Raw genomic sequence first — 26,559 nt, forward strand, 5'->3', positions numbered from 1 at the left:
TAGCGCGATAGTGCCTTTCCACCGACCACGCCGGGATGGGTCCGAGGGTATCCGCCGGGTCGATGTCCGTCGCGCGACCGGGCTGGCGATGCTGGCGCTTTGGCTGATAGCCGGCTTTGGCACGTATGCCGCTGCGCACGCCGCTGCACACACCGCCGAACCGCGCAATCGCCATCCCACCCTGGCCGTGCTGTACGACCGTGCCGACGAGTACGCGCCTAACGCATTCCAGCAGATTCTCAGCGGCATTTTCGAGCATCCCGATGTGGCGCTGTATCGGCTGAAATCCAGCGCCCGCCAGGAGCAGGCGATGATGCTGGCCGCTTCGACCGGTGGCGGCTTTCTCAAGGTCGCCGCCTACAGCGCCGGCAATATCGCCGTGCTCTACCCCGATATCGGCGAGCCCTACCGCAGCGTATTCTCCAAAATCATCGAGGGCATCGAGGATAAGACCAAGGTCCGCGTCGCCAGCTTTGCCATCGGCAGCAATCTGAACCAGCAGGAATTGAACGGCGAGCTGAAGCGCCAGAATGTACGGGTCGTGATCGCCTTGGGCCGCAACGGCCTGCGCGCCGCGGCCGCGCTGGACCGGGCCACCGTCAATATCGTGGCCGGCGGCGTATTGGCCGTGCCCGAGAACGAGGCGCGCGGCATTTCCGTACATAGCCTGGCGCCCGATCCCGAGCTGCTGTTTATCCGCCTCAAGCTGCTGTCTCCGCAGGCCAAGCGGGTCTTCGTCGTCTACGACCCGCGCAACAATGGCTGGCTGATCCAGCTGGCACGCCAGGCGGCCAAGGCGCAGGGGCTGGAACTGCAGGTACGCGAGGCCGGCGACCTGAAGACCGCCATGCAACATTACCAGGCCATCCTGTCGGCCAGCGACGCCCACACCGACGCGCTATGGTTGCCGCAGGACGGCACCACCGTGGAAGAGTCGGCCGTGCTGCCGCTGGTCCTGCAGGGAGCCTGGAATCGCAACCTGGTGGTGTTCTCCAGCAGCCTTGGGCACGTCAAGCGTGGCATCCTGTTTTCGCTCTACCCGGACAACCTTGGCCTGGGCCGCCAGCTGGCCCATTTCGCGCTGGGCCAGCTGGCCGGCAATGCCGAGGCCGCCGAGGCCACCCGCCCGCTCAAGGAAGTACTTCTGGCGGTAAATCTGCGTACCGCCAGCCACCTTGGACTAAACCTCAGTAACAAGCAGCAGCAAAGTTTCGATCTTATCTTCCCCGAGCCGTGAGCCAAGCCGGATGAAACTGCTAGAGCGCTATCTGCATGACAAGTCTTTCCGCCACCAATTGAGCGTGGCGGTGACGGTGGGCGTATTGTTGCTGGCGCTGCTCTCGTCCCTGGCCAGCTCCTGGCAGGGCAGCCGCCAGATCCGCGAGGTGCTGCGGGCCCAGGGCGAAGGCTTGGCGGAAAGCCTGGCGCGCCAGAGCAAGCTGGCCCTGCTGTACGACGCAGCCGAGAACGCCGACGCCGCCGTCGGCGTCACCCTGGCTTTTCCCGATATCACCCGGCTGGAAATCCGCCACGCCGACGGCCGGCCGCTATTGGTGCGCGGCAAGGGCGACCAGCGCCTGCCCGAGCGGCCCGAACTGCCGCCCCCGGACCGTATCGGCGGACTGGAAATCGAAACCGACGACAGTTGGCAATTCGTCTCGCCGGTCATGGGCAAGGAGGCGGAAGTCTCGCCCTTCGCCGTGGATGAACCGCGCAGCGAGCGCCTGGGCTATGTGCGGCTGGTGCAAAGCAAGGCCACCCTGCGGCAGATGACGATACAGATGTTCGCGGTCAATTTCGGCACCTCCTTTCTGGCCGCTTTCGTCCTGCTGCTGCTGATCCGCCTGCTTACCCAGCGCCTGATGCGGCCCTTGACCCAGCTGGCAGGCCAGATGGCGCGGGCCGAACAAGGCGAGTCCGGCGTGCGGGCGGCCACGGACGGCCCGCCCGACATCGCGGAAATGGCGCAAGCCTTCAATAGCATGATCGTGGTGTTGGAGCAGCGGGAGCAGCAGTTGCGCCAAGCGCATGACGAAGCGGTGCGCTATGCCCATCTGAAGGCGGAATTCGCCGCCACCGTCAGCCACGAGATCCGTACGCCGCTCAACGGGGTGATCGGCACCCTGGATATCCTGATGGCCACTTCGCTGCCGGACAAGCAGCATCACTTTGTCGAACTGGCCTGGAACTCGTCGCAATATCTGTTGGACCTGATCAACAATATTCTCGATTTTTCCAAGCTGGAGGCCGGGCGGGTCGAGCTGGAGCACAGCGACTTCAGCCCCAATGGCTTGATCGAGGATGTGATCGAGCTACTGGCCGCGCAAACCCAGAAGAAAGGACTGGAACTGAGCCACCTGGTCGGCGACGAGGTCCCCGCCCGGCTTAACGGCGATCCTGGCCGTCTGCGCCAGGTACTGACCAATCTGATCGGCAATGCCATCAAATTCACCGAACAGGGTGAAATCGTCGTGCAGGCCGCGGTACTGGAACAGCGCGACGAGGACTGGCTATTGCGCTTCGAAGTACGCGACAACGGCATAGGCATAGACAGCCAAGCGCAGGCGCATATCTTCGAATCGTTTGCCCAGGCCGATAGTTCGACCAATCGCCGCTTCGGCGGCTCCGGACTGGGCCTGTCCATCTGCCGCCAACTGGTGAACCTGATGGGCGGCGAGATCGGCGTGGAAAGCGCGCCGGGCAAAGGCAGCCGCTTCTGGTTCACGCTACCGCTGGGACCCGCCCATGACGAAGCGCTCGCCCCCACCGCCCACCCCGGCACGGGGCGCGGCGTAGTGCTGGTGGACGAAAGCCCGGTGGTGCGGGACTTCCTGGCGCAATCCCTGTCGGCCCTGGGCTTTCGCTGCCTCAATGCCCGCCATACCGCCGAGGCCATGGCCATCCTGCAAGCGCAACTGGCCGCGGGGACGCCCTGCGAGCTACTGTTCATGGACAGCCAGTTCACCAGCGCCGCCGGCGGCGACCTGGTCGCCCGCATCCGCGCCGATGCCGACCTGGCACGGCTGCGCATCGTCGCGATGAACCGATTCGGTCTCAGCCAGCCACCGGGGAACGGACATATCGACGCTTGGCTCAGCAAACCGCTGCGGCTGGAGAAATTGCGGGAGTGCATCGCCACGCTGGACGCCCCCAGCGCCGGCAGGGAAATCGCAGCCGTACCCGCGCCGGTGGGGCGTTGCCGGATCCTGGTGGCCGAAGACAATCGCACCAACCAGGCCGTGGCCGAAAGCATGCTGTTGATGCTGGGTTGCCATGCCGAAATCGTCGGTGACGGCCATGCCGCCATCCATGCCTTTCAATTGCAGGCCTTCGATCTGATCCTGATGGACTGCAATATGCCGCATATGGACGGCTATCAGGCCACCGCCGCCATCCGCGCCCTGGAAGCCGAGACCGGCCGGCGCATTCCCATCGTCGCCATGACCGCCAATGTGCAGCAGATCGACGTGGAGAAATGCCTCGCCGCCGGCATGGACGACCATCTGGCCAAACCGCTGACCCTGGGCAGCCTGGGCAACAAGCTGGCGCGCTGGTCAAAGCGTTCCATCGACGGTTCGCCCGGTCCGAGCGCCAGCGCCGAGCAACTGGAAATCGGCAGCAAGCCGCTCAACAGCGGCGTGTTCAACACCCTGCGCGAAGCGCTGGGTGATAGCCTGGGCCTGGCCATCCAACCCTATCTGGAAGACCTGCCCAAGTATCTGGAAACACTGGAGCAGGCCGCCGCCGCCCAGGACGGCGAACGCCTGCGCCAAGCCGCGCATGCCATCAAGGGCGCCAGCGGCACGCTGGGCGCCGCCATTGTCTCCGGCCTCGCGCGCGAGATCGAAGCCTTGGCCGAGGTCGGCCAGATCGCCCTGGCCGAATCCCTGCTCACTCGCCTGCATGCCGAGTGCGCCTTGGTGAAACAGGCCCTGCTGGCCGAACTTCGCCAGCATCAGGGCGAGGCCAGCGAAACGCGCGGCGAGGAAGGCCTGGTCCTGGTGGTGGACGACGACCGCAGCACCCGCTCCGCCCTGCGCCAGGCCCTGGAGCGAAGCGGTTTCCAGGTCAGCGAGGCAGCCGACGGCGAGGCAGCCTTGGCCAGCCTGGCGGACAACCGTCCCGATGTGATCCTGATGGACGGCCTGATGCCGGTACTGGATGGCTTCAGCGCCTGTTCCCGGCTACAGGAGATGCCGGAATTCCGCGATATCCCGGTATTGATGATCACCGCGCTGGAAGACAATGGCTCGATCGAACGCGCTTTCGCCGTCGGTGCCAGCGATTACATCACCAAGCCCATCCACCTGGCCGTGGTGCAGCAACGGGTGCGGCGCGTGATAGAAGCCAACCGCAGCGCCCGGCATGTGCGCCATCTGGCCTATCACGACACCACTACCGACCTGCCGAACCGCGCCCAGTTCACCGAACAGATCAAGCAAGCCATCGTCCGTGCCGAACAGCACGGCCACAGCCTGGCCTTGCTGTTCCTCGACCTGGACCGCTTTAAATTCGTCAACGACACGCTGGGCCACGAGACCGGCGATCGCCTGCTCAAACTGGTCGGCCAGCGCCTTCGCCACAGCCTGCGCAGCAGCGATTGCGTGGCCAGGCTGGGCGGCGACGAATTCACCGTCCTGCTGGACGAGTTGCCGGATGCCACCACGGCCGCCACGGCCGCGCAAAAGATCGAACGCGCCTTGGCCAACCATTTCGATATCGATGGGCACGACATCTTTATTTCAGCCAGTATCGGCATCTCGCTCTATCCCATCGACGGCAACAATGCCAGCGTGCTGCTGCGCCACGCCGACACCGCCATGTACCGGGCCAAGCGTGCCAATGGCGGTTTCCAGTTCTACGAAGCCGGCATGGACGCCAGCGTATCCGAGCACCTCCGCCTGGAAAGCGCCCTGCGCCGCGCCCTGGAACGGGAAGAATTGCGTGTCTACTACCAGCCGGTAGCCGAAGTGGCCGACAGCCGTATCGTCGGCATGGAAGCCCTGTTGCGCTGGCAGCACCCCAGCCGAGGGATGGTATCGCCGGCCGATTTCATCCCGCTGGCGGAAGAAACCGGCCTGATCATCCCGATTGGCGAATGGGTGCTGCGCACCGCCTGCGGGCAAGCCATGAGCTGGTTGAACGCAGGTAACAGCCAATTGCAGATCGCCGTCAATCTCTCCAGCGTGCAACTGGGGCAGGCCAATTTTGTCGAGCTGGTCGGCCGCATCCTGGCCGAAACGGGCTTGCCGGCGCGACACCTGGTCCTGGAAATCACCGAAAGCGTGCTGATGGAACACGCGCACGACACCGTCTCCATCCTGCATCAGCTCAAGACGCTGGGCGTTCATCTATCCATCGACGACTTCGGCACCGGCTATTCCTCGCTCGCCTACCTGAAACGCTTCCCGGTCGACACCCTCAAGATCGATTACTCCTTTACCCGCGATGTCACCACCGACCCGGACGCCGCGGCCATCGTCACCGGCATCGTCGCGCTGGCCCATAGCCTGCGCCTGGAAGTGGTGGCCGAAGGGGTGGAAACCGAAACCCAGCAGGATTTCTACCGGCAACTCGCCTGCCGCTTCATGCAAGGCTATTATCTGAGTCCGCCGGTGCCGGCCAGGGAATTCGAAATGCGTTTTCTCCAGGCAGAGGGCGCCTCCGACCACGACACCTCCTCGCTCAGCTCCGCAGCCAGCAAGGCAGGGTAAGCACGTAAAACCTGAACCATGCCCATCAAAGCCATCGCCCTCGACCTGGACGGCACCCTGCTCGATACCATTGCCGACCTGGCCGCCGCCGCCAACGCCATGCGCCGCGAACACAGCCTGCCGGACCTGCCGCAAGCTCGTCTGGAGAGTTTTGTCGGCGGCGGCATGGGGCAATTGGTACACCGCGCCTTGACGGACGACCGGGACGGACAAGCCCATCCCGAGCTGCATGAAGCCGGCGTGGCATCGTTCTGCCGCCATTACGACCGGTTGCTGGCCGTCGCCACCCGCCCCTATCCCGGTGTGCTGGAGGGATTGCAGGCCATGCGCGACATGGGCCTGCCCTTGGCCGTCATCACCAATAAGCCGATACGCTTTACCGTGCCGGTATTGCAGCGCACCGGCCTGGCGGACTATTTCGAGATCGTACTGGGCGGCGACAGCCTGCCGGAAAAGAAGCCCCATCCCTTGCCGCTGCTGACGGCTTGCGCACAATGGGGTATCCAGGCGGCGGAACTGCTGATGATAGGCGACTCGCACTTCGATCGCGATGCGGCCGACAATGCCGGCTCGCCTTGCCTGCTACTGCGCTACGGCTACGACGATATCTCCGGACTGGCTTGCACCGGCCATATCGACAACCTTGTCGAGGCGGTGGATTTCGTGAAGAATGCAGCTTCATTTCCTTCGTTCGGCGTACCCAACCCATCATGATGACTTCCAAACGGCACAGCGGGCTGACCTGGCGATGGCGCTAGTTGATCGCGTCAGACCAGCGTTTTTTTCCCCATCCTTGCCCGGAAGCACACCATGACCGAACTCGAATTCGACGCGCTCGCGCGTCAAGGCTACAACCGCATCCCCGTCGTCCAGGAAGGCCTGGCCGATCTCTACACCCCGCTGTCCGTCTACCTGCGCCTGGCCAATGCCCCCTATTCCTACCTGCTGGAATCGGTGGTGGGCGGCGAGCGTTTCGGTCGCTATAGCTTTATCGGCCTGCCTGCCCGTACCGTATTGACGGTGCGCGGCCGCGCCACCGAAGTCAGCGTCAACGGCGAGGTGGTCGAACGCGACGACGGCGACCCGCTGGATTTCATCGAACAGTTCCAAGCCCGCTTCAAGGTACCGCCGGGCGAGAACCTGCCGCGTTTCGCCGGCGGCCTGGTCGGTTACTTCGGCTACGACACCATCCGCTTGATCGAAAAGAAGCTGGCGGCCTGCGACAAGCCCGACCCGCTGGGCGTGGCCGATATCCAGCTGCTGCTGAGCGAGGAAATCGCCATCTTCGACAATCTGAGCGGCAAGCTCTACCTGGTCGTCTATGCCGACCCAAGCCAACCGCAAGCCTTTGCCAAAGCCCATTCGCGCCTGCATGGCCTGCGCATGCAGTTGCGTGATCCAGCCCGCCTACCCCGCGCCGAAGCCACGCCGACCACCACCGCCAAATCCGAGTTCGGCGAAGCCGCCTTCAAGGCCGCGGTGGAAAAGGCCAAGCAGTACATCGTCGACGGCGACATCATGCAGGTGGTCCTGTCGCAGCGCATGAGCATGCGCTTCGAACAGCCGCCCATCACGCTGTACCGGGCGCTGCGCAGCCTCAATCCCTCGCCCTATATGTTTTATTACCAGTTGGGCGATACCCATATCGTCGGCGCCTCGCCCGAGATCCTGGTACGGCACGAGGGCGGCGCGGTCACGGTGCGCCCCATCGCCGGCACCCGCCCCCGCGGCAAGACCCGCGAAGAGGACCTGGCGCTGGAAGAGGAACTGCTGGCCGATCCGAAGGAAATCGCCGAACACGTGATGCTGATGGACCTGGGCCGTAACGATATCGGCCGGGTCGCGCAGATCGGCAGCGTCAAGGTCACCGACGACCGGGTGGTGGAACGTTATTCGCACGTAATGCATATCGTTTCCAGCGTGGAAGCCGCGCTCAAGCCCGGCATGAGCAACCTGGACATCCTGCGCGCCACCTTCCCCGCCGGTACGGTTTCCGGCGCGCCCAAGGTGAGGGCCATGCAGATCATCGACGAGCTGGAACCCAGCAAGCGCGGCATCTATTCCGGCGCGGTCGGCTATCTGGGTTTCAATGGCGATATGGATGTGGCGATCGCGCTACGCACCGCCGTGATCAAGGACCAGATACTGTATGTACAAGCCGGCGCCGGCATCGTCGCCGACTCGGTGGCCAGCGCCGAATGGCAGGAAACGCAAAACAAGGCCCGCGCCGTGCTGCGCGCTGCCGAGATGGCGCAGAAAGGGTTGGACAGTTAGGTTCTCTCGTCAGCACCAGCGTTTACGCTGGGCCGCCGTGGTCCGAACGGATCATTGATGGAATGGAGAAGGATGCCGGATACTGCTGCGGGTATTTGACCCGCGCTATCCGTTCATTAGCCGCTTTCCCATTCCTTTCGAGAAAATCCTATCCATGTCCATCCAGTTCCCCGCCATTCGTTTGGCCGCATGTGGCCTGTTGTTATTCGGTCTGCAAGCTGCCCAGGCGGCCAGTGCCACGGCCAGCGTCTCCTATGATCCCGCCGGCATGCGCAACCCGAACTGGACCCGGGCGGGCTCGACTTCGCTTACCGACGCGCAAGAAGCCCTGGTCGGCACCGACGATCTGCCCCTCCCCAGCGGCAATCGCAATCCGCCCGATGACATGCCCTATTACCCGGTGATGATGGCGGCGCGCTCCGCCACCGACGGCATGGGCGCCAACGCCTATAGCGCGGCGGCCGGCATCGCCACCGGCAGCGCCAGTTGGCAGGACACCATCAGCAATACTTCCGGCAGCCAGCGCGACTACCAGATGAATCTGCAGTTCAGCCAGCTGAGCATGGGCGTCAGCCAGTGGAACCCCGCGACCCAGCACAATTTCCACAGTGGCTTTATTGCCGATATCCAGGTCAACGGCCATTCGGTCTGGCGCGCCGCGCAGACACTCAAAGTCGTCAACGGCGCAGTTTCGCTCAGCAAGGAAGGTTTCGACCTGGGAAATGGCCAGCTGTACGAAAATAGCGGCAACGCGGAACCGTACGCCAACTACGTTTCCTATTCGCTCGACGACTATATCGGCAAGGTCAACCTGGGCAGCTTCGCCAGCGGGCAAACGGCCAATATCAAGTACACACTGACCACGTTCAGCTATTGGGACGATCCCTTGGGCTGCAATCAGTACTGCGCCGACACCAGCGTATCGTTGTTCGATCCCACGCATACGAATGATCGCATCACTACCGCGCCGGTGCCGGAACCAGAGGGTTACGCCATGCTGTTGGCGGGGTTGGGACTGATTGGTGCAAGCATGCGTAGGCGTGGATAGGACCGACTTTGCCGCGCAACCCGCTCAACCTTGTTTGACGCGGGTTGCAGTCCATTACGTCGAAGCCCGAATACAGAACCATCATCCAACCCGGATACAGTTCCGTAGATGCAGGCCCAGTCTCCTGACACTGCATAGCAGGTCGCATACTTTGCCGCGCGTAAGTAAACAATCCCGGGGCACAAAATAACCGCCGCTTGGTCAACGGATAAGTCTGCCGCCCCGCCTGGGCCTCCAAATCCAATTTAACGTACTCGGCGGTACTTCCATGGATACTCGTGACCCACTGACCCAGCAGTACTTCAACGGGAAAATCAAACTGCTGACGACGGAACAATATGAATTGAACGGCATAGCACTTGATGCCACGACCGTGGGGAAGCTCGTCGGCGCTTTGGATGACAGTCTCATCCTCGTTGAAGAAAGCAACGACGATCTGGTTTTTATTGCAAGCCATCCATTTCTCCAAATTGACCAGCAGCGACGCCTGACCCAAGTCGAAGACGGCATCATACTGATTTCTAACGACTTATTTGCACTCCACCCCATCCATCGCGGAAAAGGGCTAGGCAACCGAAGTGAAAGCTGCGCAACTGTTTCCTGATATTCGCGCAATCATGACCTTTGCTGCGGGCAAATATGACGACGAAATGGTGGGCTACTACGTCTGGGCGCAACTTGGCTATGACGCATCGCTCACCGAGTCCGAACAACTGCAGTGGCGTAGAGACAGCGGATCGAACAATGCCGTCACTACGATCCAAGCGTTGCTTGAGCAACCCGATGGTCTCGCATGGTGGCGCCTGAATGGCTACGGACGTATCATGCAGTTTGATCTATCGCCAGGTAGTCCCAGCATCAAAGTGCTCAATGCATATCTTGCAAAAGAAGGGATACGCGTATGAAGAAGTCTGTCTTGCGTGTCTTGCGCCCAAAGACACGCGCTGAAGTGGAAGCCAAGCTGGAACAGCGTCACCACGACGCTGTCGTCCAAGGTGTAAATGTCAACCCGGACACGTCGCCGCAGCCGGCATTGCCACTTCCTCGTCGTGCTCGCACCGCTTAGGTTGAAAATCGATCAGAGTAATACCTCTAATGTATTACTCGGTAGCTCGATTGGGGCAAACTTGGTCATGCGTAGGCGCACAAACAAAAATATTTTACAAATCAAAGAGTTACAGCCGACATGCTGCTAGTAATTGAAAATTAGCATTGGTCCACTGAGCTGTCCGTAATTGTCCCCTTCCCTACCCAGCCGCGCCGATCTGGCGCGGTTTCCGTTTGCACTTCTCCGCAACCATCCGTTGCCGTCCACAAAAAAACCGCACACAATACCGCACATAAAAATCATGTGCGGTTGTCCGTCCTAATGCCTCTTACAGAAATGAAGTGCCGGAACACCAAGCCTGAGGAAAAACCCATCGCCTTACAGGATGGGAACGGCCTCTACCTTGAAGTTCGCCCCAGCGGGAAGAAAGTCTGGTTGTACCGCTACTGGCTAACACCGAAGAAGGCCGGCCGCTATACCATAGGCGAGTACCCAGCCGTCTCGTTGGTCGATGCCCGGCGCGAACGCGAGCGCGTCCGTGGCTTGGTTGCCCAGGGTATCAATCCAACCGAGGCTCGCAATCAAGCAAAGTTGATTCAGCGGTCCGACCGTTCGGTCACTCTGCGCAAAGTGGCCAATGACTGGATTACCTACAGCACCCCCCACTGGAAGCCCAACACACTTCGCCAAGTAAACACCTTCCTTGAGCGGGATCTGCTGGCCACTTACGGTGCTTTACCCATTGGGGAGATCACCTCCGCCCACATCCTAACTGCTATCCGCAAAGTCGAAGAGCGCGGCGCCAAGTCCATCGCGGTGCTGGTTCGCCAATGGGCTGGCGGCATCTTCCGTCATGCCATTGCCAACTTGATCGTTGACATTGACCCTACCTACGCGCTGCGCGGTTCCATACGCATGCCAACGGTTAAACACCACGCCCATCTTGAAGCACCTGATGTAGGACCGTTTCTGGTCGCGCTCGATGCATATCAAGGCTACGGCCTCACCAACATCGCCACCAATCTGTTGTTGCTTACACTGGTACGAACTACTGAATTGCGCTTGGCTAAGTGGACTGAATTCGATTTGGAAGCCGCCGAGTGGCGCATCCCGGTGGAGCGGATGAAGATGGGGCGCCCGCATATCGTCCCCCTGTCTCGACAAGCCGTTGAAAAACTGCGGATGCTGCATAAATTCACGGGTGAGCGGAATTTCCTGTTCCCAAACATGCGCCGGCCAAATGAAGGCATGACGAACACCACTATTTTGCGGGTGATCGAGTGCATTGGGTATAAGGGCAAAGTGACCGGCCACGGCTTCCGTGGCACAGGCACTACTGTGCTGCACGAGAATGGATTTCCCGAGCACGTCATTGAACGCCAACTCGCTCACACTGAGCGAAATCAGGTTAAAGCTGCCTACAACCACGCCCAGTATTTACCGGAGCGCCGCGAGATGCTGCAGTGGTGGGCAGACTGGATTGATGCGCAGCGGCCTATGCCGAACGTCGTGCAGGTATCAGCAGTGGAAACCGCGTAAGGAAACGTTGGCGGCTCACTTGCTGCCATCTGGACCGATGTTGACGTACCGACCTGGCTAGAATAAGTATTAGGCAGTCACAGGTTCGATTCCTGTCGGAGGCGCCATCTCTAAACCGCGCCAAGCCGCTCAAAACCACGTAGCTACAAGGTTTTCGCAGTTTCCAAACCATCACTCGGTGGCTTGGAGCGGCTTCAATTGGCTTGTGTATTCACACGCTAGTCACACGTGAAATTACCTCTGGTCAGCACCTACATAGAGCCCAGACCTCATGGGCAACCGTGCCCTTCCAGACGATCATCCGTTTTCGGCTCGCCCCATCAGTACCGTAGCGGCGTAGCTTAGAACAGAGTGTCTGATCTTCCTGGCATACCTGCACACCATCCTGTTCAAGCAAAATACCAGACTCGACTGGCTTCAGACGCGCACTTAGTCGATCCAGCCCAATCTCGATAGCATGTAGAAGAAGAGGCTGGCGCCGGTTGAGCGTCCTGCGTGAATACGCCGGCGCAATTGGAGTCCTTCCGGTAAACCTACCGTCCGTCGCCTCGTCAAGCTAGTGACGAGATTTGCGGATATATTGTCGGCCCCGCGTAGGCCAGACACCGCTCTGGCCTCACCAAAATTCGCGCAATGATTTCTTCAAGACCTTGTAAATGAAACGTTTTTTCCTCCTTGTTGCCTGCTACCTACTCTCCTATGCCGCCGTGGCGGGGCCGGGCGAAGAGCGCGGTTATGTCTATATCTACGGTCCGATGTATTGGATGGATATTCACAAAAAAAGCCCCTGCATGGGTGATCAACCGTCAGACGTTGAGAATGTACCCGGGTGCAAAACGAAGGCCGACCGCAGCGTCCAGCAATATCTACGGGAAGGCGGCTACTACAATCAGGGCTGGAGCTACGCGGACGCCATCTGCTATCGGGGCAGCAACGGCGCACCAGATCACTGTCTCGGCGCCGTCAACGTTCGTCAGGGCATGTGCAAGCCAGGCTGGGAGTACGGCTGGAATAATGGTGTGAAGCCAGAAAAGCAGTACTGCCGCAGCGGCGGCCCCAATGGTTTCTGCCCTGCCGGCTTTTCCATGCGGGACGATGGGACCTGCGCATGCCCGGCCGGCAAGGAATACGATCCCCAGCAAGGTCAATGCGCCGTCCCGACCAACCCCACGCAAAATACCCAGGATAAAACGCCGCCGCAGGACGATTGCCAATGCAGCATTCCGGCTGCGATCGGCGATCCGATTGGTCTAGACCGGGGCCGCACCCTGATCGACGAGACCGATTACGCCGCCACGGGTGCGTCATCGCTCGCCTTTACCCGCCACTATGACAGCCTGCGTCGCGTGCCTGCCGGTACGGCCGCACGCGGCTGGGATGCCAGCGGCTGGCGCCACAACTACGATATCCGTCTATTTACACGCGCCGCTTACAACCGTCTCGATATGATGCTCCAGCTTGGTCAACGGACGATGTCGTTTCGCTTATTGGACGGTGAACCCCGCCGTTGGCAAGCCGACGCCGATGTCAATGCCAGCCTGACCGAACTGCCGGGCGGCGGCTGGCAGTACCGTGATGGCGACGATAGCGTATGGACCTTTGACGACTATCTACAGCCCGTCAGCCAAGTCCAACGCAATGGCTACACCCTGACGTTCACTACCAATGCCAACCAAGATATCTTCCTGGTCCGCGACAGCTTCCAGCGCCAACTGCGCATCGACTACGACGGCCTGCTGATCAAGCAAGTCACCCCGCCCAGCGGCAAGGTCATCACCTACGGCTACGAGGCCGGCAAGCTGGTCTCGGTCAGCCACGCTGATGGCTATCGCCGCCAATACCAATACCTGGTCCGGGTGTCGCCCATTGCCAATGCCCCGGCTGCCATTAGCGACCTGATCGACGAGAACCAGAAGCCTTTCGCCCATTGGGAATACGACGCCACCACCGGCCTGACCATTGCTACCTGGGAAGCCGGCAAGCAAAACCACTATCAGGTGGACCAGTACCAATTCGACGCCCAAAACCAGCTGCAGTCGGTGCGCTTCACCGATCCGCTCGGCGTCAGCCACAGCTATGGCCAGGCCAGCCAACTCGACGTGACCCGCCCCCGCCAGGAAACCCGCAGCGGTGCCCGTGCCGGCGATCCCGTGCAGACCCGCAGCCAGACCTACGACGCGCAAAACAACCTGGCCAGTGTGACCAACTTCAAGGGCGCGACCACCACCTACAAATACGAACTGGCTCGCAACCTTCAAATCGAGCGTATCGAGTCTGCCGGCACGGACAAAGCCCGCACCACCCGGACCGAATGGTGGTCCAACCTGCGTATCCCGCTGGCTATTTCCGCCCCCTCACTGCGCACCACCTTTGTCCCCGATAGCAAGGGCAATATCCTCAGCCGCACCGAGCAAGCCACCCTTGACCCCAACGGCAGCCAAGGCTTCAATGCCGCACCGACCGGCAGCGCCCGCGTCTGGCAGTACACCTACTACCCGAATGGCCTGCTGTGGACCGCCACCGAGCCGGACCTGTCGGTGAGCACCTTCGTCTACGACGCCCAGGGCAACCTCAGCCAAGCCACCGACGGCGCTGGCTTGGTCACCCTCTATCAGGACTACACCCCGGCCGGCCAGGTGGGCCGTATCAAACAGCCCGACGGTGTCACCATCACGCTGGGCTATGACCTGCGCGGCCGCCTCAAGACCCGCACGGTCGGCAGCCTGGTGACCACCTATAGCTACCACCCCACCGGCCAGCTGAGCCAGGTCGACACTCCAGACGGCCGCAAGCTGAACTATGACTACGACACAGCCCACCGCCTGACCGTGATCCGCGACAACCTCGGCAACCGCATCGTCTACACCCTGGATGCCATGGGCAATCGCAAGTTCACCGAGCTACAGGACAGCAGCAACAGCCTGGCCCAGCTGGTCGCCCAAATTGACGCTGACCGGGCCCCCTTGGCCCGTCCCACTGCTCGTACCGCAAGCTAAGCCTGATAAAATAAGCCCAATGAAATTTTCCAAACTGATACTCGCGGCCACGCTGGCCCTCAGCCTGCCGCTGGCCGCCGCCACCGTCCAAACCATCAAGCGCGAATTCGACCTGCACGGCAATCTTGCCAAGGAAATCCGCAACGACGGTGGTTGGACCGAATACACGTACGACCCGAACGACCTGGTGAAGACGCGTACTGACGACCTGGGCCGGCTCAGCGTGTTCGAGTACGATGCGCTCGATCGCATGATCACCCGCACCGATACGGCCTTGGGTGTCACCCGCATCCAGCGCTTCGACTACGACGGACGCAACCGCCTGACCAAGTACACCGATCCGCGCGGCCTGGTCACCACCTATACCTATAACGGCTTCGACGAAATCCTCGTCCAGACCAGTCCCGATAGCGGTGTCACCACCACGGTCCCCAACGGCAAAGGCGGTACCGATACCGTCACCGACGCCAAGCGGCAAACCACCAAGTTCCACTACGACCTCGCCGGCCGTCTGGACAAGCTCACCTACGCCGACCAGAGCACCGTTACCTTCGGCTACGGCACCACCGGCCCACGGGCCGGCAAGCTGCAGCTGATCACCGACTCGCAAGGCGATCAGATCAGCATCCCCTACGACGACCTCGGCCGTCCCATGGGTGAATGGCGCACCATCGCCGGCAAGCAATACATCACTCGTGAGAACTACGACAGCGCGGGACGCCTGAAACAGCGCGTCTACCCCAGCGGCCGCACCATCACCTACAACTTCAATGCCGCCGGCCAGATCAACCAGATCCTCACCCAAGCCAATGCCACCGCCGCCACAACGGTACTGGCCAAGGACATTACATACCGCCCCTTCGGCGCCGCGCAGAACTGGACCTATGGCAATGGCGAACTGCACACCAGCCGCTATGACCTTGACGGTCGGTTGACCCAGATTAGCCTGGGCGACAGCACCCTGACCCTGGGCTACGACACTGGCAGCCGCATCAAGACCCAGAAGATCAGCGGCGGCTGGTGGGAGCGATTACTGCAAAAGCTTGGCCTGCCCGCTGGCCAGCAAACTCAGTACGGTTACGATGGCTACGACCGCCTGAGCAGCTGGCAGGACGGCACCAAGAGCCAGGCCTACAAATACGACGTCAGCAACAACCGCACCGAACTGACCGTCAACGGCAAGACCTTTGTCCAGCGCGTCGAGACGACCAGCAACCGCTTGACTGCCAGCGACGGCCCGCAAAGCAGTGTCTACCAATATGACGCCAATGGCAGCCGTACGAGCGACACCAAGCAAAGCTACATCTACAACGCCCGTGGACGGCTCATCGCTGCTGCCGGGGCGCAATACGTGGTCAATGCCCTGGGTCAGCGCATCGTCAAGACCTACCAAGGCCAGACCACGGTCTACCACTACGACATGCAAGGCCATCTGATCGCCGAAAGCGACCAGCTGGGCAATACCAAGCGCGAGTACGTCTATCTCCATGACACCCCGATCGCCGTCATCGACTTCGGTGCGGTTCGCTATATCCATACCGACCACTTGGGCACCACCCGGTTAATCACCGACGCCACTAAGCGACCGATTTGGGCGTGGCAGGGCGAGCCATTCGGTAATAGCGCCCCCAATGAAGACCCAGAGGCCACTGGCGGCGCCTATGCCTACAACATGCGCCATCCTGGCCAGTACTTCGATCGCGAGACTGGGCTGTTCTACAATGGGCACCGTGACTACGATGCGGCGGGCGGACGGTACATCCAGTCGGACCCAATAGGCTTGGCTGGCGGGCTCAATACCTATGCCTATGTGGATGGAAATCCGCTCAGTTATAGCGATCCGCTCGGATTATTCCGAAGTCCCGATTGGATGCGCGCAGTCATTCCTGGGCAAGTGGCGTGGGACAATGCTCTCACCGCTTGGGAAAACGGCAACCGGGGTGCGGCTGTTGCCCATACCGGCGTGATGTTTGGTGAGGCGCTAGCGACCGTGATGACCTCCGGCGGCTATGGTGCTTCTCGCCAGGCGGTGGTTTGTACGGTAAATTCAACGGCCGCAAAGGAGGCAGGCATTGTCGCCAACGGCGTTCGCGGAAGAGCATCAGAGGTACGGGTACTTCAAGAGCTTGGTTTGTCGAAGAACACGACAGTAGTTTCAACTGCCGAAGGTCGAGCCATACCAGATGCATTGACGAACTCGCTATCTGTTGAAATTAAAGACACTATAAACGTTAGTCTGACGCGGCAACTAAGGGTTCAAACTGAGGCTGCCAGAGCGGCTGGGCGCGAGTCGGTGCTCATCACCGGGGAGAAGACGTGCATCAGCGGTGCTTGTAGCCGAGCGTTTGACACAATTATTCGTCGTTCTGACTTGGGACCGAGGTAAAGATGCTGGAAGCAGGGTTTGAGTTTGAAAATAATATTGCGCGAGTAGTAGCGGCATTCGAGACGTTGCCGGTAGCGCTTCGACCTGTTTACTTCAGCCACACGGAGGAAGTTAGTAACGCGGCCGATCAGATTGAAGACAAGAAGAGATTTGCCGCTTTCGTTGCCAAAAGCCAATCAGGTTTCTTCTTGCTTGCTCCCGGAATCACTTACAGCATCAGAATCGCGACGGGAAAATCAACTATTTGCGATTGTTTTTTAGATGTTGATCCATCACTTGCTAAGGAGTTCTTAATCCATATGGCGACTGCACAGCCGATCTTCGGCTTTGCCTGTGAGCCGCAAGAAAGAGAGCATCGAAATCGAGTGGTGACTAAGCAAGGCGTGAATACGATCGAGAGTTGGGTTGGCCGAGATTCGCAAAAATATTTGCCTGGGTTCTATTGGCTAACTCTGCTGCCTGATTCTCTCGCGACGAGGCATGCTGTTCCTCTACCTGTTGTGGAAAAAGCCGCGCAAGAACACGTGGCGCTTCAAGGCGGTCAGCATCTCTTTCGGTTCTATGAGCAGCCTCAGGACTGGCAGTCAGTGCAAAGCATTGCCGAACTGATTTCAACGCTGCCGGGAGTCTTTGATATCGAAAAGATGAAGCCTCAACTTGCAGCGGCAAAAAATTTCCTTGATCTCAATGCTGCGTTGAGAAACTGGAAATGAAAAACAAAATCAGGGACATAAGGGACAGAGTGCCTAACGCGGCATGAAACGAAGTTAGCATCTGGTACCACAACAACAGCTTGCGAGGCTTGAGAGATGCTGCGCTTTGTAACCGTCGAGAGATTCGCCGAGTTGAGCGGCTACACCCCCCATGCTATCCGCGCCAAGATAAGTCGCGGCATCTGGAGGCACGGTGACGTGGTTATCAAGGCACCGGACAACCGGATTTTGATCGACGTGCAGCGCTATGAAGAGTGGGTGCTATCCGCTACGCAGCTAGGCCAGTTGCGAAGCAACACACCCTCGCAATCTCCCCTCCCTCTGCGAGAACCAGCGCAACGACCGGTAGTGGGCGCAAGCCCACCCCCGCTAGGGGCTCGTAAGACCAGTAAAGGCCTGCGGGGTTAATCACACAGCGCCCGCTCCGCTGCCCGACGATTCTCCAAACCTTGCACGTAGACCTTCTTGCCGGTCTTGGCGTCGGTGATATACGACCAGGCCGGCTGGCCCGCATCGTTGACTTGGATCGCGCGGCACGCACTGCCCCAGTCACCCTGGCGGGCATAGCGAGCAGCAGCGGATTGGCAGGCGCCGGCCGAACCGACGTTGTACGCGAAGGCGGTCAGAGCGGCGGCTTGGTTGGGCGTCATGGGAACAGGAACGCAACGGCTGATAGCGGCATAGGTCTCGGTCAGTTCTTCCCGTAGCCAGGCCTCGCAGGTGGCATCGCTGTAAGTCGCACCGATTTTGACGCGCGGGCCGGTCTGTCCCATACAGGCTGTGGGAATGCCAGCCACATCGAGATAGGTCCGATTGCGCTTGCCTTCCCAGCGGATGACAAAGGGTGTGGCGAGGGCCAGCACGGCGGCGGTGCTGGCGGTGAGGATACGCAGCCGGGTACTCACGGCTTATCCCCCGAGCCTAGCTGATGGATAAAGGCCAGTACGGCGGTGACCAGCATCACGATGGGCGTCACCCATTTTGCGATGGTGCCCAGGACTTCCAGTACCCGCATGCCGCCGCGCACGGTGTCGAGGATTTCGCGCACCTCGCTGGTGATGGCGGTGTTTTGCTGCATTTGGGTCGAAAGATCGGCCAGCTTGTGATCGACCTGCTCGCGCCAGCGGTCGGGGGGGATGGGATTTTGCATAGGTACCTCCAAGGACATCGGCAATAAAAAACCCCGCACGGCGGGGCACACTGTCTGGGGTTGCGGATTAAGGCAGCGGCGCGGGGATAGGCAGATCCGTTTGGCTGGTGCGGCCGACCTGGGCCTTGCCGGCATTGCCGGCGTTCAACTGCACGGTGGTGATCCAGCCCGTGTGCGAAAAGGCGTGCTCCACGCTTTCGGCCAGAAAAACCCCATCCACCTGCGGTTTAAAGCCTTTCAGGCTCACTTTACGCTCCGCGCATAAACGGGCATCGCCACGTGCCAGGACCAAGTGGCCGCTGGCGGTGGCACGATTGAGGGCGCCCAACCGGCTATCCGCCGCGTCGCGGGCAGCATGCGGATTGGCGTAGGTATGGCGGTCGATGTGGATTGCAGTCGCGCCAGGCGGTGCGGATGGGTTGGGCAGGATCAGTGGGACCGGCTGGCCAACCTTCGGGTCGTGCCATTGCGTCCGGACCTTGGCGTGCGCGGGCCGATCCGGGAATACCAGCGAGTAGCTATGGCATTGCGCCGGTGAAATGGTCAGCTCGGCCATACTCCCACCGCTGGCCTGCTGCCCACTATCACGCGGCAGGACCAGCAGCTTGCCGGCCTTCACCGTCGCTGTCGCGTTGTGCAAACGTGCCAGCCGGGTGAGAAAGTGCAGATCGCTTTCGCCCACCTGATCGGCACGTACGATCTCGGCTTGAACGGCACACACCGGCTGCCAGCCATGCCGGCCGGCAATGTCGCCGACGATGATGGAGAGGCTGGTGTCCTCCCAGCTGTTGCGCCGGTGCGTCTTGCTGTCCTCGCTGACGTCGGCCGCCTTGCAGCGGATCAGCATGGCGGCCGGCGGACCTTTGACTTCGATCTCATCGACGCGGTAGCGGCCCAGGCGATTCAAGCCTTCGCCTACCCAGCCCAGCGACACCGCCAGCACCGCGCCTTTACGCGGAAAGCGCAGCTTGCCGTCGCGGTCATCCAGCTCGATCTCGCAGCTGTCGGAATCCAGGCCAGGCTTATCGCTTATGCGGATCTCAATCAGCCGGTCGCGGATCAGGGCGGTAATATCCTGCTCGTCGGCCAGCACTTGAAAATCGGGCTTCATGCCTACGCCCACAGCTGGATCGCGTCTTGCCGGCGGGCAGGTAGATCCGGGAAGGTGATCAGCTGGCCGGACGGATAAGGCTGAGCCTGGGTGGCCAGGCCCGGGTTAGCAGCCAAGACGGTTTCCACCGTCCCATCGAGATAGCCGTAGATCAGTTGGCACAGGGTATCGAGGATATCGCCCTCAGCCGTTCGTATAGTCCTCGCCATAGCGCAGGAACTCCAAGGTAAAGGTTTGTTTGCGAGGGGCACCATTCGCCAGCAGGCCGGCCTGCTCTTCGTCGATCTTGGTCAAATACCAGCGCCCCAGCACTTCGCCGTAACCGGTGGTCAGGGTGACCGGCTCCAGAGCGTAGCCAATCTTGCGCAGTCGGTTGAGCTGGCCGATACCCGGCGCACCGGTACCGAAGTCAGCGGCGGTGAAGATGGCACCGGACAAGGTGATGGTTTCGCCGCCCTGGCTGACCGCTTGCAGCGCGGGCCGGCGCGTCAGCCGGTCCTGGCTGGCGACGTTGTAGGCCGTCTGGCGTTTCACGCTGTCGTGCGCGGCGGTGCTGAGGTTGAAATAGAAGGTACCGCTCGGCGCGCTCAGAATCAGCAGGTGCGAAGCGGGACCGGTGGCGCCGGTGAAGGGCGACGTGGTAGCCGCGCGCTGGGTGGTCGGCGACGGTGTAGCGGTCGGTACTGGGCTGGCGGCCAAGGGATGCTGCTGTTGGGCGCGGGTATTGGCCTGTTTCAAGGCTTGGCCCGCTTCCGCCAGCTGCTTGGCAATCTGCTGCGTCGCACTGCCGGCCTGGGTGACCGCAGCAACAATACGGCCGGCTTTGTCCTGAATCGCCGCAACGGCATTGTCCAGGGCGCCATACGCACGACCCATAGCCGACCGATCGGTATCGGCTAGCCCTTGCCCGGTACCGCGTCCTTGCGACAAGGCAGACGTCGCCGCCTGGATATCGGCCACCGCTTGCCCACCGACCGATTGCAGCATGGCCGCACCCTGCCCGGGATCTTGCGCCAGCTTCGCCGCGACCAGGCTGACGCGCCCGGCGGCGGCTGCCGCGCGTGTTGCGGCTTGGCCGATTGCTTGAACGAGTGCCATATGGATTCCTTAAACGTGGGCGGCATCATGGAGGGCACCGCGTGCAACCTGGGCACGGTAGTCCTCGAACATCCGCTTGAGATGCGGCATCAGTTCTGCGGCCAGGGCGCGCGGGTCTTTGACGTCGCCTTGGACGGTGATAGCGAGATTCGGGGCGAAGGTGAGTTGCTGGTTCGCAGTCGGTGCTGGCTTGGGAGCCGGTGCGGGCTGCGCCGTGGGCAGGCTGGTAACCGCTGGCTTGCCCTGCTTGGCGCGCAAGGCGTTGACCTCGGCCAGTGAAATCGGGGCGTTGAGTTGGCGCAGTTCCTCACCATGCAGCTGTTGGAACACGCCACCACCCGCCCAGCCATCGCCGCCGCCGGTGACCTTGCCCACGCCCTTGTTGATCAGGGTGCCGACGCCATAGCCGGCTGCAGCAGCCCCCGCGACCATGCCGGTAGACGTAGCAATCAAACCCGTCGAGCCACTACCAGCAACGGAACCCAACGTAGGCGCCATGCTGGCGACACTGCCCGTCGAAGCCAGGGCCAGACCAGGGCGGCCCGCCTTGCTGAGGAGGTTCAGGCCACCACCGACAGCCCGCTCTCCCACGCCGCGCACCGCTTGCCAGGCACGACCCATGCGGCCGACAGGCGGGGTGCCACCGGGCGTGCGACTATTGGGCAGATCGATACCGCTGGTACCGAAGCCACCAACCGGCCAGTTGGTGACGTACACCGCCTGGGCGCTGGCAGCACCCACCACATTGCCTGCCCGTTCTGCCAATTGACCCAGCCGGCCAGGTAGGCGACCACGGCCGGCCAGCAGCCCGCCGCGTGCCAGACCGAAGGCACCGCGGCCGATTTGTGCGCCGGCTTTCATGCCCTTCCAGGCAATCAACGAGGCGCCCAGCACCACCAAGGCGGCGGTCGCTTGTGGCACGGCACTGGCGATGGTACCGATGCCTTGTCCGATCCCGCGCAAGGCGTTGCCCACCGTATCGGACAGCGGCTGCAGCGCATCGCCGACACGGCGCACGGCATCATCCCAGGCCTGGCCAACCTCACTCCATAGCTGCTTGGCGCTGTCGCGGCGGTCCGCGAGATCCTTCTCGATGTCCTTGCTGGCGGCCTTCGAGTCGCGCTTGAGATTGGCGTAGAGCGCGCTGTTTTGCATGTACGCCGTGAGGGCTGCCTTGACCTGCATGTCGGCGAATAGATCGCCGGTTTTCATGGTCTCCGCGAACGCCTGCAGCATGGCCTGCTGCTTGGTGGGGTCTTGCTGTGCGATCTGCTTGGCCGCCTCGGCCAGTTGTTTGGCCTTGGTCGGATCGATGCGCTCGACATAGGCGCGGGCCAGGACAAACGAGGCTTCGACGGTGTTCCAGCCCTTGCCGATGGCCTCGCGCATCTTGGCCTCGTAATCGATGCCAGCGTCCTTGTACTGCTTCTTCGTTTCCTCGGAACCAATCTTGGAAAACCAGTTCTTCAGATTGTTGGCGGCTTGGTCGGCGCTGCCGGCAGTTTTCATTTGCACCTGCAAAAGCGCACCCAAACTGGAAACCGATTCCTGGCCGACGATGCCGACCTTTTGCATCTCCGCCAGCAGCTCGGGGAACCAGCGCGCCATGTCGGCGGATTCGAACGAGCCAGCCTTGCCCAGGTAAGCGATGCTGTTTAGCGCTTTGCGCATGCCTTCCGGGTCGCCGATCTTGGCATTCTGCGCCAGCGCCTGGATCAGCTTCGCGGTGTCGGGCCCCTCGGATGCCTGGCCAATGGAAAACTTGGCCGCATCCGGGGCGAAATCCAACGCTTGCTGCCGCGTCATCCCGCCACCCACCATCACATTCACCGCCTGGGCGACATCGTTGCGGGCCATGCCACTGGAGGCCGAGGCACTGACGATGCCGCGCGACAGCTTCTCCTCCTCGGCGGTGCGGGCGATACCGCCCTTGATGGCGATATCGCGAACGATGGCGCGATAGTCGGCACTGACCATGACCGGCGCCGCCATGCCCAGGGCGAACTTGCCGGCATCGGCCAGGGCGGATTTACCCGCTTCCATGCCGGCGCCGATCCGCTGTCGGCCGGCAGCCTGTAGTTCCAAGCCGCGTGCCGTGCGACCCAGCCGGCGATAGTGTTGCTCAAGCCGGTCCACTTCGATGCCGGCCTGACGCAGGGTGGCGATATTGCCGTCCAGCTTGCGGCGCACCCCATCGGCGGCCGCACTGCCGGTGCGATGCAGGGTGTTGAATTCCTGCTGCAGTTGCCGGGTCTCGCCAATGACCTTGTGCCACAGCTTGGCATCCTGGGTGCGCCGTTGCAGATCCGCGACCTTGCCCTTGGTCTCCGCGAATGCCTTACCCAACGAGGCGCCGACCGCGCCGCCGATGACCAGGCCGAGCGCGATTTCTCTCGCCATCTTGTCTCCTTGTTTTACGACTCGCCACTAAGCCACCACAGCACCTCATCGAGCGAGAGGCGCTCAATCTCGGACGGCTGGAAATGCAGCTCCTTAGCCAGCCGTTGCATGAGCTGGCGCAATTGGTCCGCCGGCAGCATCGTCATCGGCTGCCAGGCGAAAATAGGCCTCCTGCAGGCGACGGTAGTCGCGCCAGGCCATGCCCTCCAGCTCAGACACCGACACCTCGGCAAGGGACGCGAACAGCTGCATCTCGCGTTCCGTTTCGTCGCTCGTCAGGCGCTGGGCGTTGCGAATATCGCGCACCAGCGGGGCGCGTAGGGTCAGGCTGTCGCGCAGCACGCCGTTGAAGGTGGCGGTTTGTCGTAGATTGATGGTGATTTGATTGCTGCCGTGTTGCAGCCAAGCACTGCTCATGAAATAGAACTCCAAAGGAAATAGAGCGCTGAAATTGCGCGGTTATGGCGACTACCAATTAGCGAAAGTCTGAAAAATCGGCTTACCTAACGAATATCCCTATACTTCCGTATAGATTACCTCCAGGACCAAATAGGCGTAGATTGCTCGACAATAGCCCATTGCAGGCTCAATCGTGCCACTTAAAATTGATTAAGTGCCTAGGAGTATTTAAATGCCATTTAGGGTCGATATCGCTACAAATGCAAATGATCTGATATACGGATTGGCCGAACCTCGCTCCCTTTATTCATTGCCCGGAAATCCCTTTCATAATAGGGGCATGATTTACATTGATCAATTTGCTGTGCTGCCATTTGAGCGCCCTCCTTATGGCACGAAGATAATGGATAATCAGTTGATTGCACGCTACCAACTAGATGCGAAATATGGTTCAGCATTGCACTCGAACACCAATGAGGCAGTCCGTCGAAAATGTAAAGGTGGAATTAAGTTTGGGATTGAATGCGGCAAGAACATCCATTTTGTCCTAGACGGCCTGGAATACCGCGAAGTCTGCGAGAAAAGCGGTTTTCGAAATAATGGAATAGATGTTGACGAGGGCATATCCAGAAGCGTCACGGGCGCGGAGTTGAGATGGGTTTATAGAAATAAAATAACCCAAGGAGTATTGGGCCAAGTGCAGTTTTGGTTTAATGGAAATCGCTGCCAGGCGCCTTGGGAAACGGATAACACCATCCGTACACTCTTTCAGATCTATAGGCCTACCCAAGATGAAATGAGAGATTGATAGTTTGAATTAGCATGCATATGACGTATTCGGCTAGGTGCTACATGCCCAGCGCCTCCCGCACCTTATCCAGCTGGTCGACGCCATCGATCACTCGCCTGCAGGCCAGCGGCTCGATCTCGTACATCACTTTTCCATCCAGCTCCAGCTTGTAATAGCTGAGCGCAATGCCGAACTTGTTCTCCGACTTCTCGCCAGGCTTCCAGTCGCCCATATCCAGTTCTTCCAGCATGCCGCGCATACTGATAATGGCCGCGACCACGGCGCCTTTCTGATCCTTGAAGGCGCCCCGGAAGCTGCCATTGAAGGCGGTCTGATCGGCCAGGCCGAAGAACTTCAGCGCGCCGGCATCCAGGCCGGACAGAGTAAAGCTACCTTCCAGCGTCTCCATGCCCATATCTATCTTGATGGCGGCATCCGAGCCACCAGGGCGATGGTCATCGGTCTTCAGCTTGAGCTTGGGTGGCGTGACCGACATCGCCAGACCGGCGTAGCCCTTACCGTCGATAAAGGCATTCATGTTGTACAGCGCTTGCGGGACCATGTCGGCCTCCCCTATTTATTGGTGTTGAGGACTTCGGTAATCCACTGGTTGGTCACCTCGACCCGGAAGATGGGGTTTTCCGCCGGCGGCACATCGGTAAAGCGGATATTCCAGTAGACGCGGCCTTGTTCCAGCTGGCTGGCGGTATTCAGTTCCAGGTCTGGGTAGACCTCGAAATTGATAATCGCGCCCTGCGCCTTGAGGTCACGCATAAAGGCTTGCAAGCCTTCAGTTACGTCCTTGACATAGGTCTTGGTGATCGAGCGGTCCACTGCCCATTTGTGGCCGTACAGGATCGCGTCCATCACGATATCGAGGGTGCGAACGCGGGTGACAAAGGACCACTTCGGGTCGGCGCTCAAGGTACGGTTACCCCATAGCCGGAACCCGCCGTCGCGGATGATGGTAGTGATATGGGCGGCATTCAGTAGATTGGCGCGGCAGGTTTCGTCGCCATCGAGAAACTCGACTGGGCGGCCGGTACCGGTGACCTCGACGAACTCCTTGTTCGACGGACTGGCCCAAAAGCCATACTCCTTGTCGGTCCGCGCGAACAGTCCAGCCGCATACGGCGAGGCCGGCACCACCACTTCGGCATTGGCCGTGGTGTCCCAAATCTTCAGCCCAGGATCGACGGCATAGATGCGCTTGGAGCCAAAGTTGGTGAAGTAGGCAATGGCCGCTTCGTCGTCGGTATTCGGTCCGTCTACGATGGCGACCGCCTTCAACTTGGCCGCCAGACTATCCATCGCCGAAGCGATCGGCTGCTTGGCGGAGTGGCCGGGGCAGACGATCAAGCGTGGCTGGGCATTGTGGCGGCTCTTGCCGTCCAGCAAGGCTTGCATGCCGGTACGGGCGCCGGCCTGGGTGACGCCGCCAATCACCGCACTGGTCAGCGCGGCACCATCGGCAACCACAGGCACACCGACCGCCACGATCACGGCGGCGGCCTGGGCATAGATTCCCCGTGCCGCCTTCGCCAGATTGCTGCCGGCGCCAAACTTAAGGACCGCCTCTCGGTAGCTGGTCAGCAGGACCGGTTGATTGGGTGTAGCCAAGCCTTCGGCCGGGGTAAAAGTATCGACCAGGCCGATGATGGACGAGGATGGAATGGCGATGGGGCGCGGCCCGGCATCGACCAGGGTGACGGTTACGCCGTGAAAGAAACTCAAGCTGGGCATGAGACTCCAAAAGGAAAAGCCCGCGAGGCGGGCCAAAGGAAAATGTGCGGGGTGCATTTATTCGGACGTTCGTCCAAATGAAGGATGCGGGCCGCGAGTCGATTTGGTTCGAGTTCGGTCATCGCCGCCGCACAGCTGCAGGCCCTCATG

General features: G+C 60.8%; 21 protein-coding genes. 12 read left to right on the plus strand and 9 right to left on the minus strand.

Features of this window, described 5'->3' with window-relative positions; all coding sequences use genetic code 11:
• Positions 1–10 precede the first annotated feature (10 nt).
• The 11 genes from FNU76_RS02195 to FNU76_RS02245 all read left to right on the plus strand — a co-directional run bounded on the left by FNU76_RS02195 (position 11) and on the right by FNU76_RS02245 (position 17,718).
• Positions 11–1,237, plus strand: a complete 1,227-nt coding sequence (locus tag FNU76_RS02195) for an ABC transporter substrate binding protein (RefSeq protein ID WP_143856182.1) — start codon at positions 11–13, stop codon at positions 1,235–1,237.
• A 10-nt stretch (positions 1,238–1,247) separates the two neighbouring features.
• Complete coding sequence (locus FNU76_RS02200; RefSeq protein WP_223879195.1) at positions 1,248–5,714, plus strand: EAL domain-containing protein; 4,467 nt, start codon at positions 1,248–1,250, stop codon at positions 5,712–5,714.
• Positions 5,715–5,732: 18 nt separating this feature from the next.
• Entirely contained in the window at positions 5,733–6,428 is a 696-nt protein-coding gene (locus tag FNU76_RS02205; RefSeq protein ID WP_143856183.1) for a phosphoglycolate phosphatase, read from the plus strand.
• 96 nt (positions 6,429–6,524) lie between these two features.
• On the plus strand, positions 6,525–7,988 hold the full coding sequence (gene trpE / locus FNU76_RS02210; RefSeq protein ID WP_143856184.1) for an anthranilate synthase component I: 1,464 nt from the start codon (positions 6,525–6,527) through the stop codon (positions 7,986–7,988).
• A gap of 154 nt (positions 7,989–8,142) precedes the next feature.
• Complete coding sequence (locus tag FNU76_RS24300) at positions 8,143–9,036, plus strand: PEP-CTERM sorting domain-containing protein (RefSeq protein WP_223879196.1); 894 nt, start codon at positions 8,143–8,145, stop codon at positions 9,034–9,036.
• A 268-nt stretch (positions 9,037–9,304) separates the two neighbouring features.
• On the plus strand, positions 9,305–9,640 hold the full coding sequence (locus FNU76_RS02220) for a hypothetical protein (RefSeq protein ID WP_143856185.1): 336 nt from the start codon (positions 9,305–9,307) through the stop codon (positions 9,638–9,640).
• Entirely contained in the window at positions 9,615–9,941 is a 327-nt protein-coding gene (locus FNU76_RS02225) for a hypothetical protein (RefSeq protein ID WP_143856186.1), read from the plus strand. The genes FNU76_RS02220 and FNU76_RS02225 overlap by 26 nt, the downstream gene beginning before the upstream one ends.
• Before the next feature lie 464 nt (positions 9,942–10,405).
• The gene (locus FNU76_RS02230; protein ID WP_143856187.1) at positions 10,406–11,623 is read left to right on the plus strand and encodes a tyrosine-type recombinase/integrase; all 1,218 of its coding nucleotides are present in this window, start codon (positions 10,406–10,408) and stop codon (positions 11,621–11,623) included.
• A 656-nt stretch (positions 11,624–12,279) separates the two neighbouring features.
• Complete coding sequence (locus FNU76_RS02235) at positions 12,280–14,619, plus strand: RHS repeat domain-containing protein (protein ID WP_143856188.1); 2,340 nt, start codon at positions 12,280–12,282, stop codon at positions 14,617–14,619.
• 19 nt (positions 14,620–14,638) lie between these two features.
• Positions 14,639–17,005, plus strand: a complete 2,367-nt coding sequence (locus FNU76_RS02240) for an RHS repeat-associated core domain-containing protein (RefSeq protein ID WP_179958316.1) — start codon at positions 14,639–14,641, stop codon at positions 17,003–17,005.
• A gap of 2 nt (positions 17,006–17,007) precedes the next feature.
• The gene (locus FNU76_RS02245; protein WP_143856190.1) at positions 17,008–17,718 is read left to right on the plus strand and encodes a hypothetical protein; all 711 of its coding nucleotides are present in this window, start codon (positions 17,008–17,010) and stop codon (positions 17,716–17,718) included.
• 404 nt (positions 17,719–18,122) lie between these two features.
• Here the strand turns inward: FNU76_RS02245 and FNU76_RS02255 are convergent, their stop codons facing one another.
• The 7 genes from FNU76_RS02255 to FNU76_RS02285 all read right to left on the minus strand — a co-directional run bounded on the left by FNU76_RS02255 (position 18,123) and on the right by FNU76_RS02285 (position 23,894).
• Positions 18,123–18,623, minus strand: coding sequence for a lysozyme (locus FNU76_RS02255; RefSeq protein WP_143856192.1), 501 nt, complete (start codon positions 18,621–18,623; stop codon positions 18,123–18,125).
• A complete protein-coding gene (locus tag FNU76_RS02260) occupies positions 18,620–18,868 on the minus strand; it encodes a hypothetical protein (RefSeq protein WP_143856193.1) in 249 nt (82 codons plus the stop codon). The genes FNU76_RS02255 and FNU76_RS02260 overlap by 4 nt, the downstream gene beginning before the upstream one ends.
• Before the next feature lie 67 nt (positions 18,869–18,935).
• Positions 18,936–19,979, minus strand: coding sequence for a phage late control D family protein (locus FNU76_RS02265; RefSeq protein ID WP_143856194.1), 1,044 nt, complete (start codon positions 19,977–19,979; stop codon positions 18,936–18,938).
• A gap of 2 nt (positions 19,980–19,981) precedes the next feature.
• A complete protein-coding gene (locus FNU76_RS02270; protein WP_143856195.1) occupies positions 19,982–20,188 on the minus strand; it encodes a tail protein X in 207 nt (68 codons plus the stop codon).
• On the minus strand, positions 20,163–21,077 hold the full coding sequence (locus FNU76_RS02275) for a phage tail protein (RefSeq protein WP_223879197.1): 915 nt from the start codon (positions 21,075–21,077) through the stop codon (positions 20,163–20,165). Before FNU76_RS02275 ends, FNU76_RS02270 begins: the two co-directional genes overlap by 26 nt.
• 9 nt (positions 21,078–21,086) lie before the next feature.
• Positions 21,087–23,477 (minus strand): phage tail tape measure protein, encoded by a 2,391-nt coding sequence (locus tag FNU76_RS02280; RefSeq protein WP_143856196.1) that lies wholly within the window; start codon positions 23,475–23,477, stop codon positions 21,087–21,089.
• 93 nt (positions 23,478–23,570) lie between these two features.
• The gene (locus tag FNU76_RS02285; protein WP_143856197.1) at positions 23,571–23,894 is read right to left on the minus strand and encodes a phage tail assembly protein; all 324 of its coding nucleotides are present in this window, start codon (positions 23,892–23,894) and stop codon (positions 23,571–23,573) included.
• Between the two features lie 214 nt (positions 23,895–24,108).
• On the opposite strand from FNU76_RS02285, the gene FNU76_RS02290 reads away from it, so the two are divergent.
• On the plus strand, positions 24,109–24,684 hold the full coding sequence (locus FNU76_RS02290) for a hypothetical protein (protein ID WP_143856198.1): 576 nt from the start codon (positions 24,109–24,111) through the stop codon (positions 24,682–24,684).
• Positions 24,685–24,724: 40 nt separating this feature from the next.
• Here FNU76_RS02290 and FNU76_RS02295 read toward each other — a convergent pair whose 3' ends face one another.
• On the minus strand, positions 24,725–25,228 hold the full coding sequence (locus tag FNU76_RS02295; RefSeq protein WP_143856199.1) for a phage major tail tube protein: 504 nt from the start codon (positions 25,226–25,228) through the stop codon (positions 24,725–24,727).
• 11 nt (positions 25,229–25,239) lie between these two features.
• A complete protein-coding gene (locus tag FNU76_RS02300; RefSeq protein WP_143856200.1) occupies positions 25,240–26,409 on the minus strand; it encodes a phage tail sheath C-terminal domain-containing protein in 1,170 nt (389 codons plus the stop codon).
• Positions 26,410–26,559: the final 150 nt, after the last annotated feature.

The sequence above is a fragment of the Chitinimonas arctica genome (assembly GCF_007431345.1).
Classification (GTDB): Bacteria; Pseudomonadota; Gammaproteobacteria; order Burkholderiales; family Chitinimonadaceae; genus Chitinimonas; species Chitinimonas arctica.

Excerpts from the sequence above, each read along its gene's own strand:
- FNU76_RS02200 (WP_223879195.1), top strand. The coding sequence starts at position 1,248 with ATGAAACTGCTAGAGCGCTATCTGCATGACAAGTCTTTCCGCCACCAA.
- FNU76_RS02205 (WP_143856183.1), top strand. The coding sequence starts at position 5,733 with ATGCCCATCAAAGCCATCGCCCTCGACCTGGACGGCACCCTGCTCGAT.
- trpE (WP_143856184.1), top strand. The coding sequence starts at position 6,525 with ATGACCGAACTCGAATTCGACGCGCTCGCGCGTCAAGGCTACAACCGC.
- FNU76_RS24300 (WP_223879196.1), top strand. The coding sequence starts at position 8,143 with ATGTCCATCCAGTTCCCCGCCATTCGTTTGGCCGCATGTGGCCTGTTG.
- FNU76_RS02220 (WP_143856185.1), top strand. The coding sequence starts at position 9,305 with ATGGATACTCGTGACCCACTGACCCAGCAGTACTTCAACGGGAAAATC.
- FNU76_RS02230 (WP_143856187.1), top strand. The coding sequence starts at position 10,406 with ATGCCTCTTACAGAAATGAAGTGCCGGAACACCAAGCCTGAGGAAAAA.
- FNU76_RS02235 (WP_143856188.1), top strand. The coding sequence starts at position 12,280 with ATGAAACGTTTTTTCCTCCTTGTTGCCTGCTACCTACTCTCCTATGCC.
- FNU76_RS02240 (WP_179958316.1), top strand. The coding sequence starts at position 14,639 with ATGAAATTTTCCAAACTGATACTCGCGGCCACGCTGGCCCTCAGCCTG.
- FNU76_RS02245 (WP_143856190.1), top strand. The coding sequence starts at position 17,008 with ATGCTGGAAGCAGGGTTTGAGTTTGAAAATAATATTGCGCGAGTAGTA.
- FNU76_RS02260 (WP_143856193.1), bottom strand. The coding sequence starts at position 18,868 with ATGCAAAATCCCATCCCCCCCGACCGCTGGCGCGAGCAGGTCGATCAC.
- FNU76_RS02265 (WP_143856194.1), bottom strand. The coding sequence starts at position 19,979 with ATGAAGCCCGATTTTCAAGTGCTGGCCGACGAGCAGGATATTACCGCC.
- FNU76_RS02270 (WP_143856195.1), bottom strand. The coding sequence starts at position 20,188 with ATGGCGAGGACTATACGAACGGCTGAGGGCGATATCCTCGATACCCTG.
- FNU76_RS02275 (WP_223879197.1), bottom strand. The coding sequence starts at position 21,077 with ATGGCACTCGTTCAAGCAATCGGCCAAGCCGCAACACGCGCGGCAGCC.
- FNU76_RS02280 (WP_143856196.1), bottom strand. The coding sequence starts at position 23,477 with ATGGCGAGAGAAATCGCGCTCGGCCTGGTCATCGGCGGCGCGGTCGGC.
- FNU76_RS02285 (WP_143856197.1), bottom strand. The coding sequence starts at position 23,894 with ATGAGCAGTGCTTGGCTGCAACACGGCAGCAATCAAATCACCATCAAT.
- FNU76_RS02290 (WP_143856198.1), top strand. The coding sequence starts at position 24,109 with ATGCCATTTAGGGTCGATATCGCTACAAATGCAAATGATCTGATATAC.
- FNU76_RS02295 (WP_143856199.1), bottom strand. The coding sequence starts at position 25,228 with ATGGTCCCGCAAGCGCTGTACAACATGAATGCCTTTATCGACGGTAAG.
- FNU76_RS02300 (WP_143856200.1), bottom strand. The coding sequence starts at position 26,409 with ATGCCCAGCTTGAGTTTCTTTCACGGCGTAACCGTCACCCTGGTCGAT.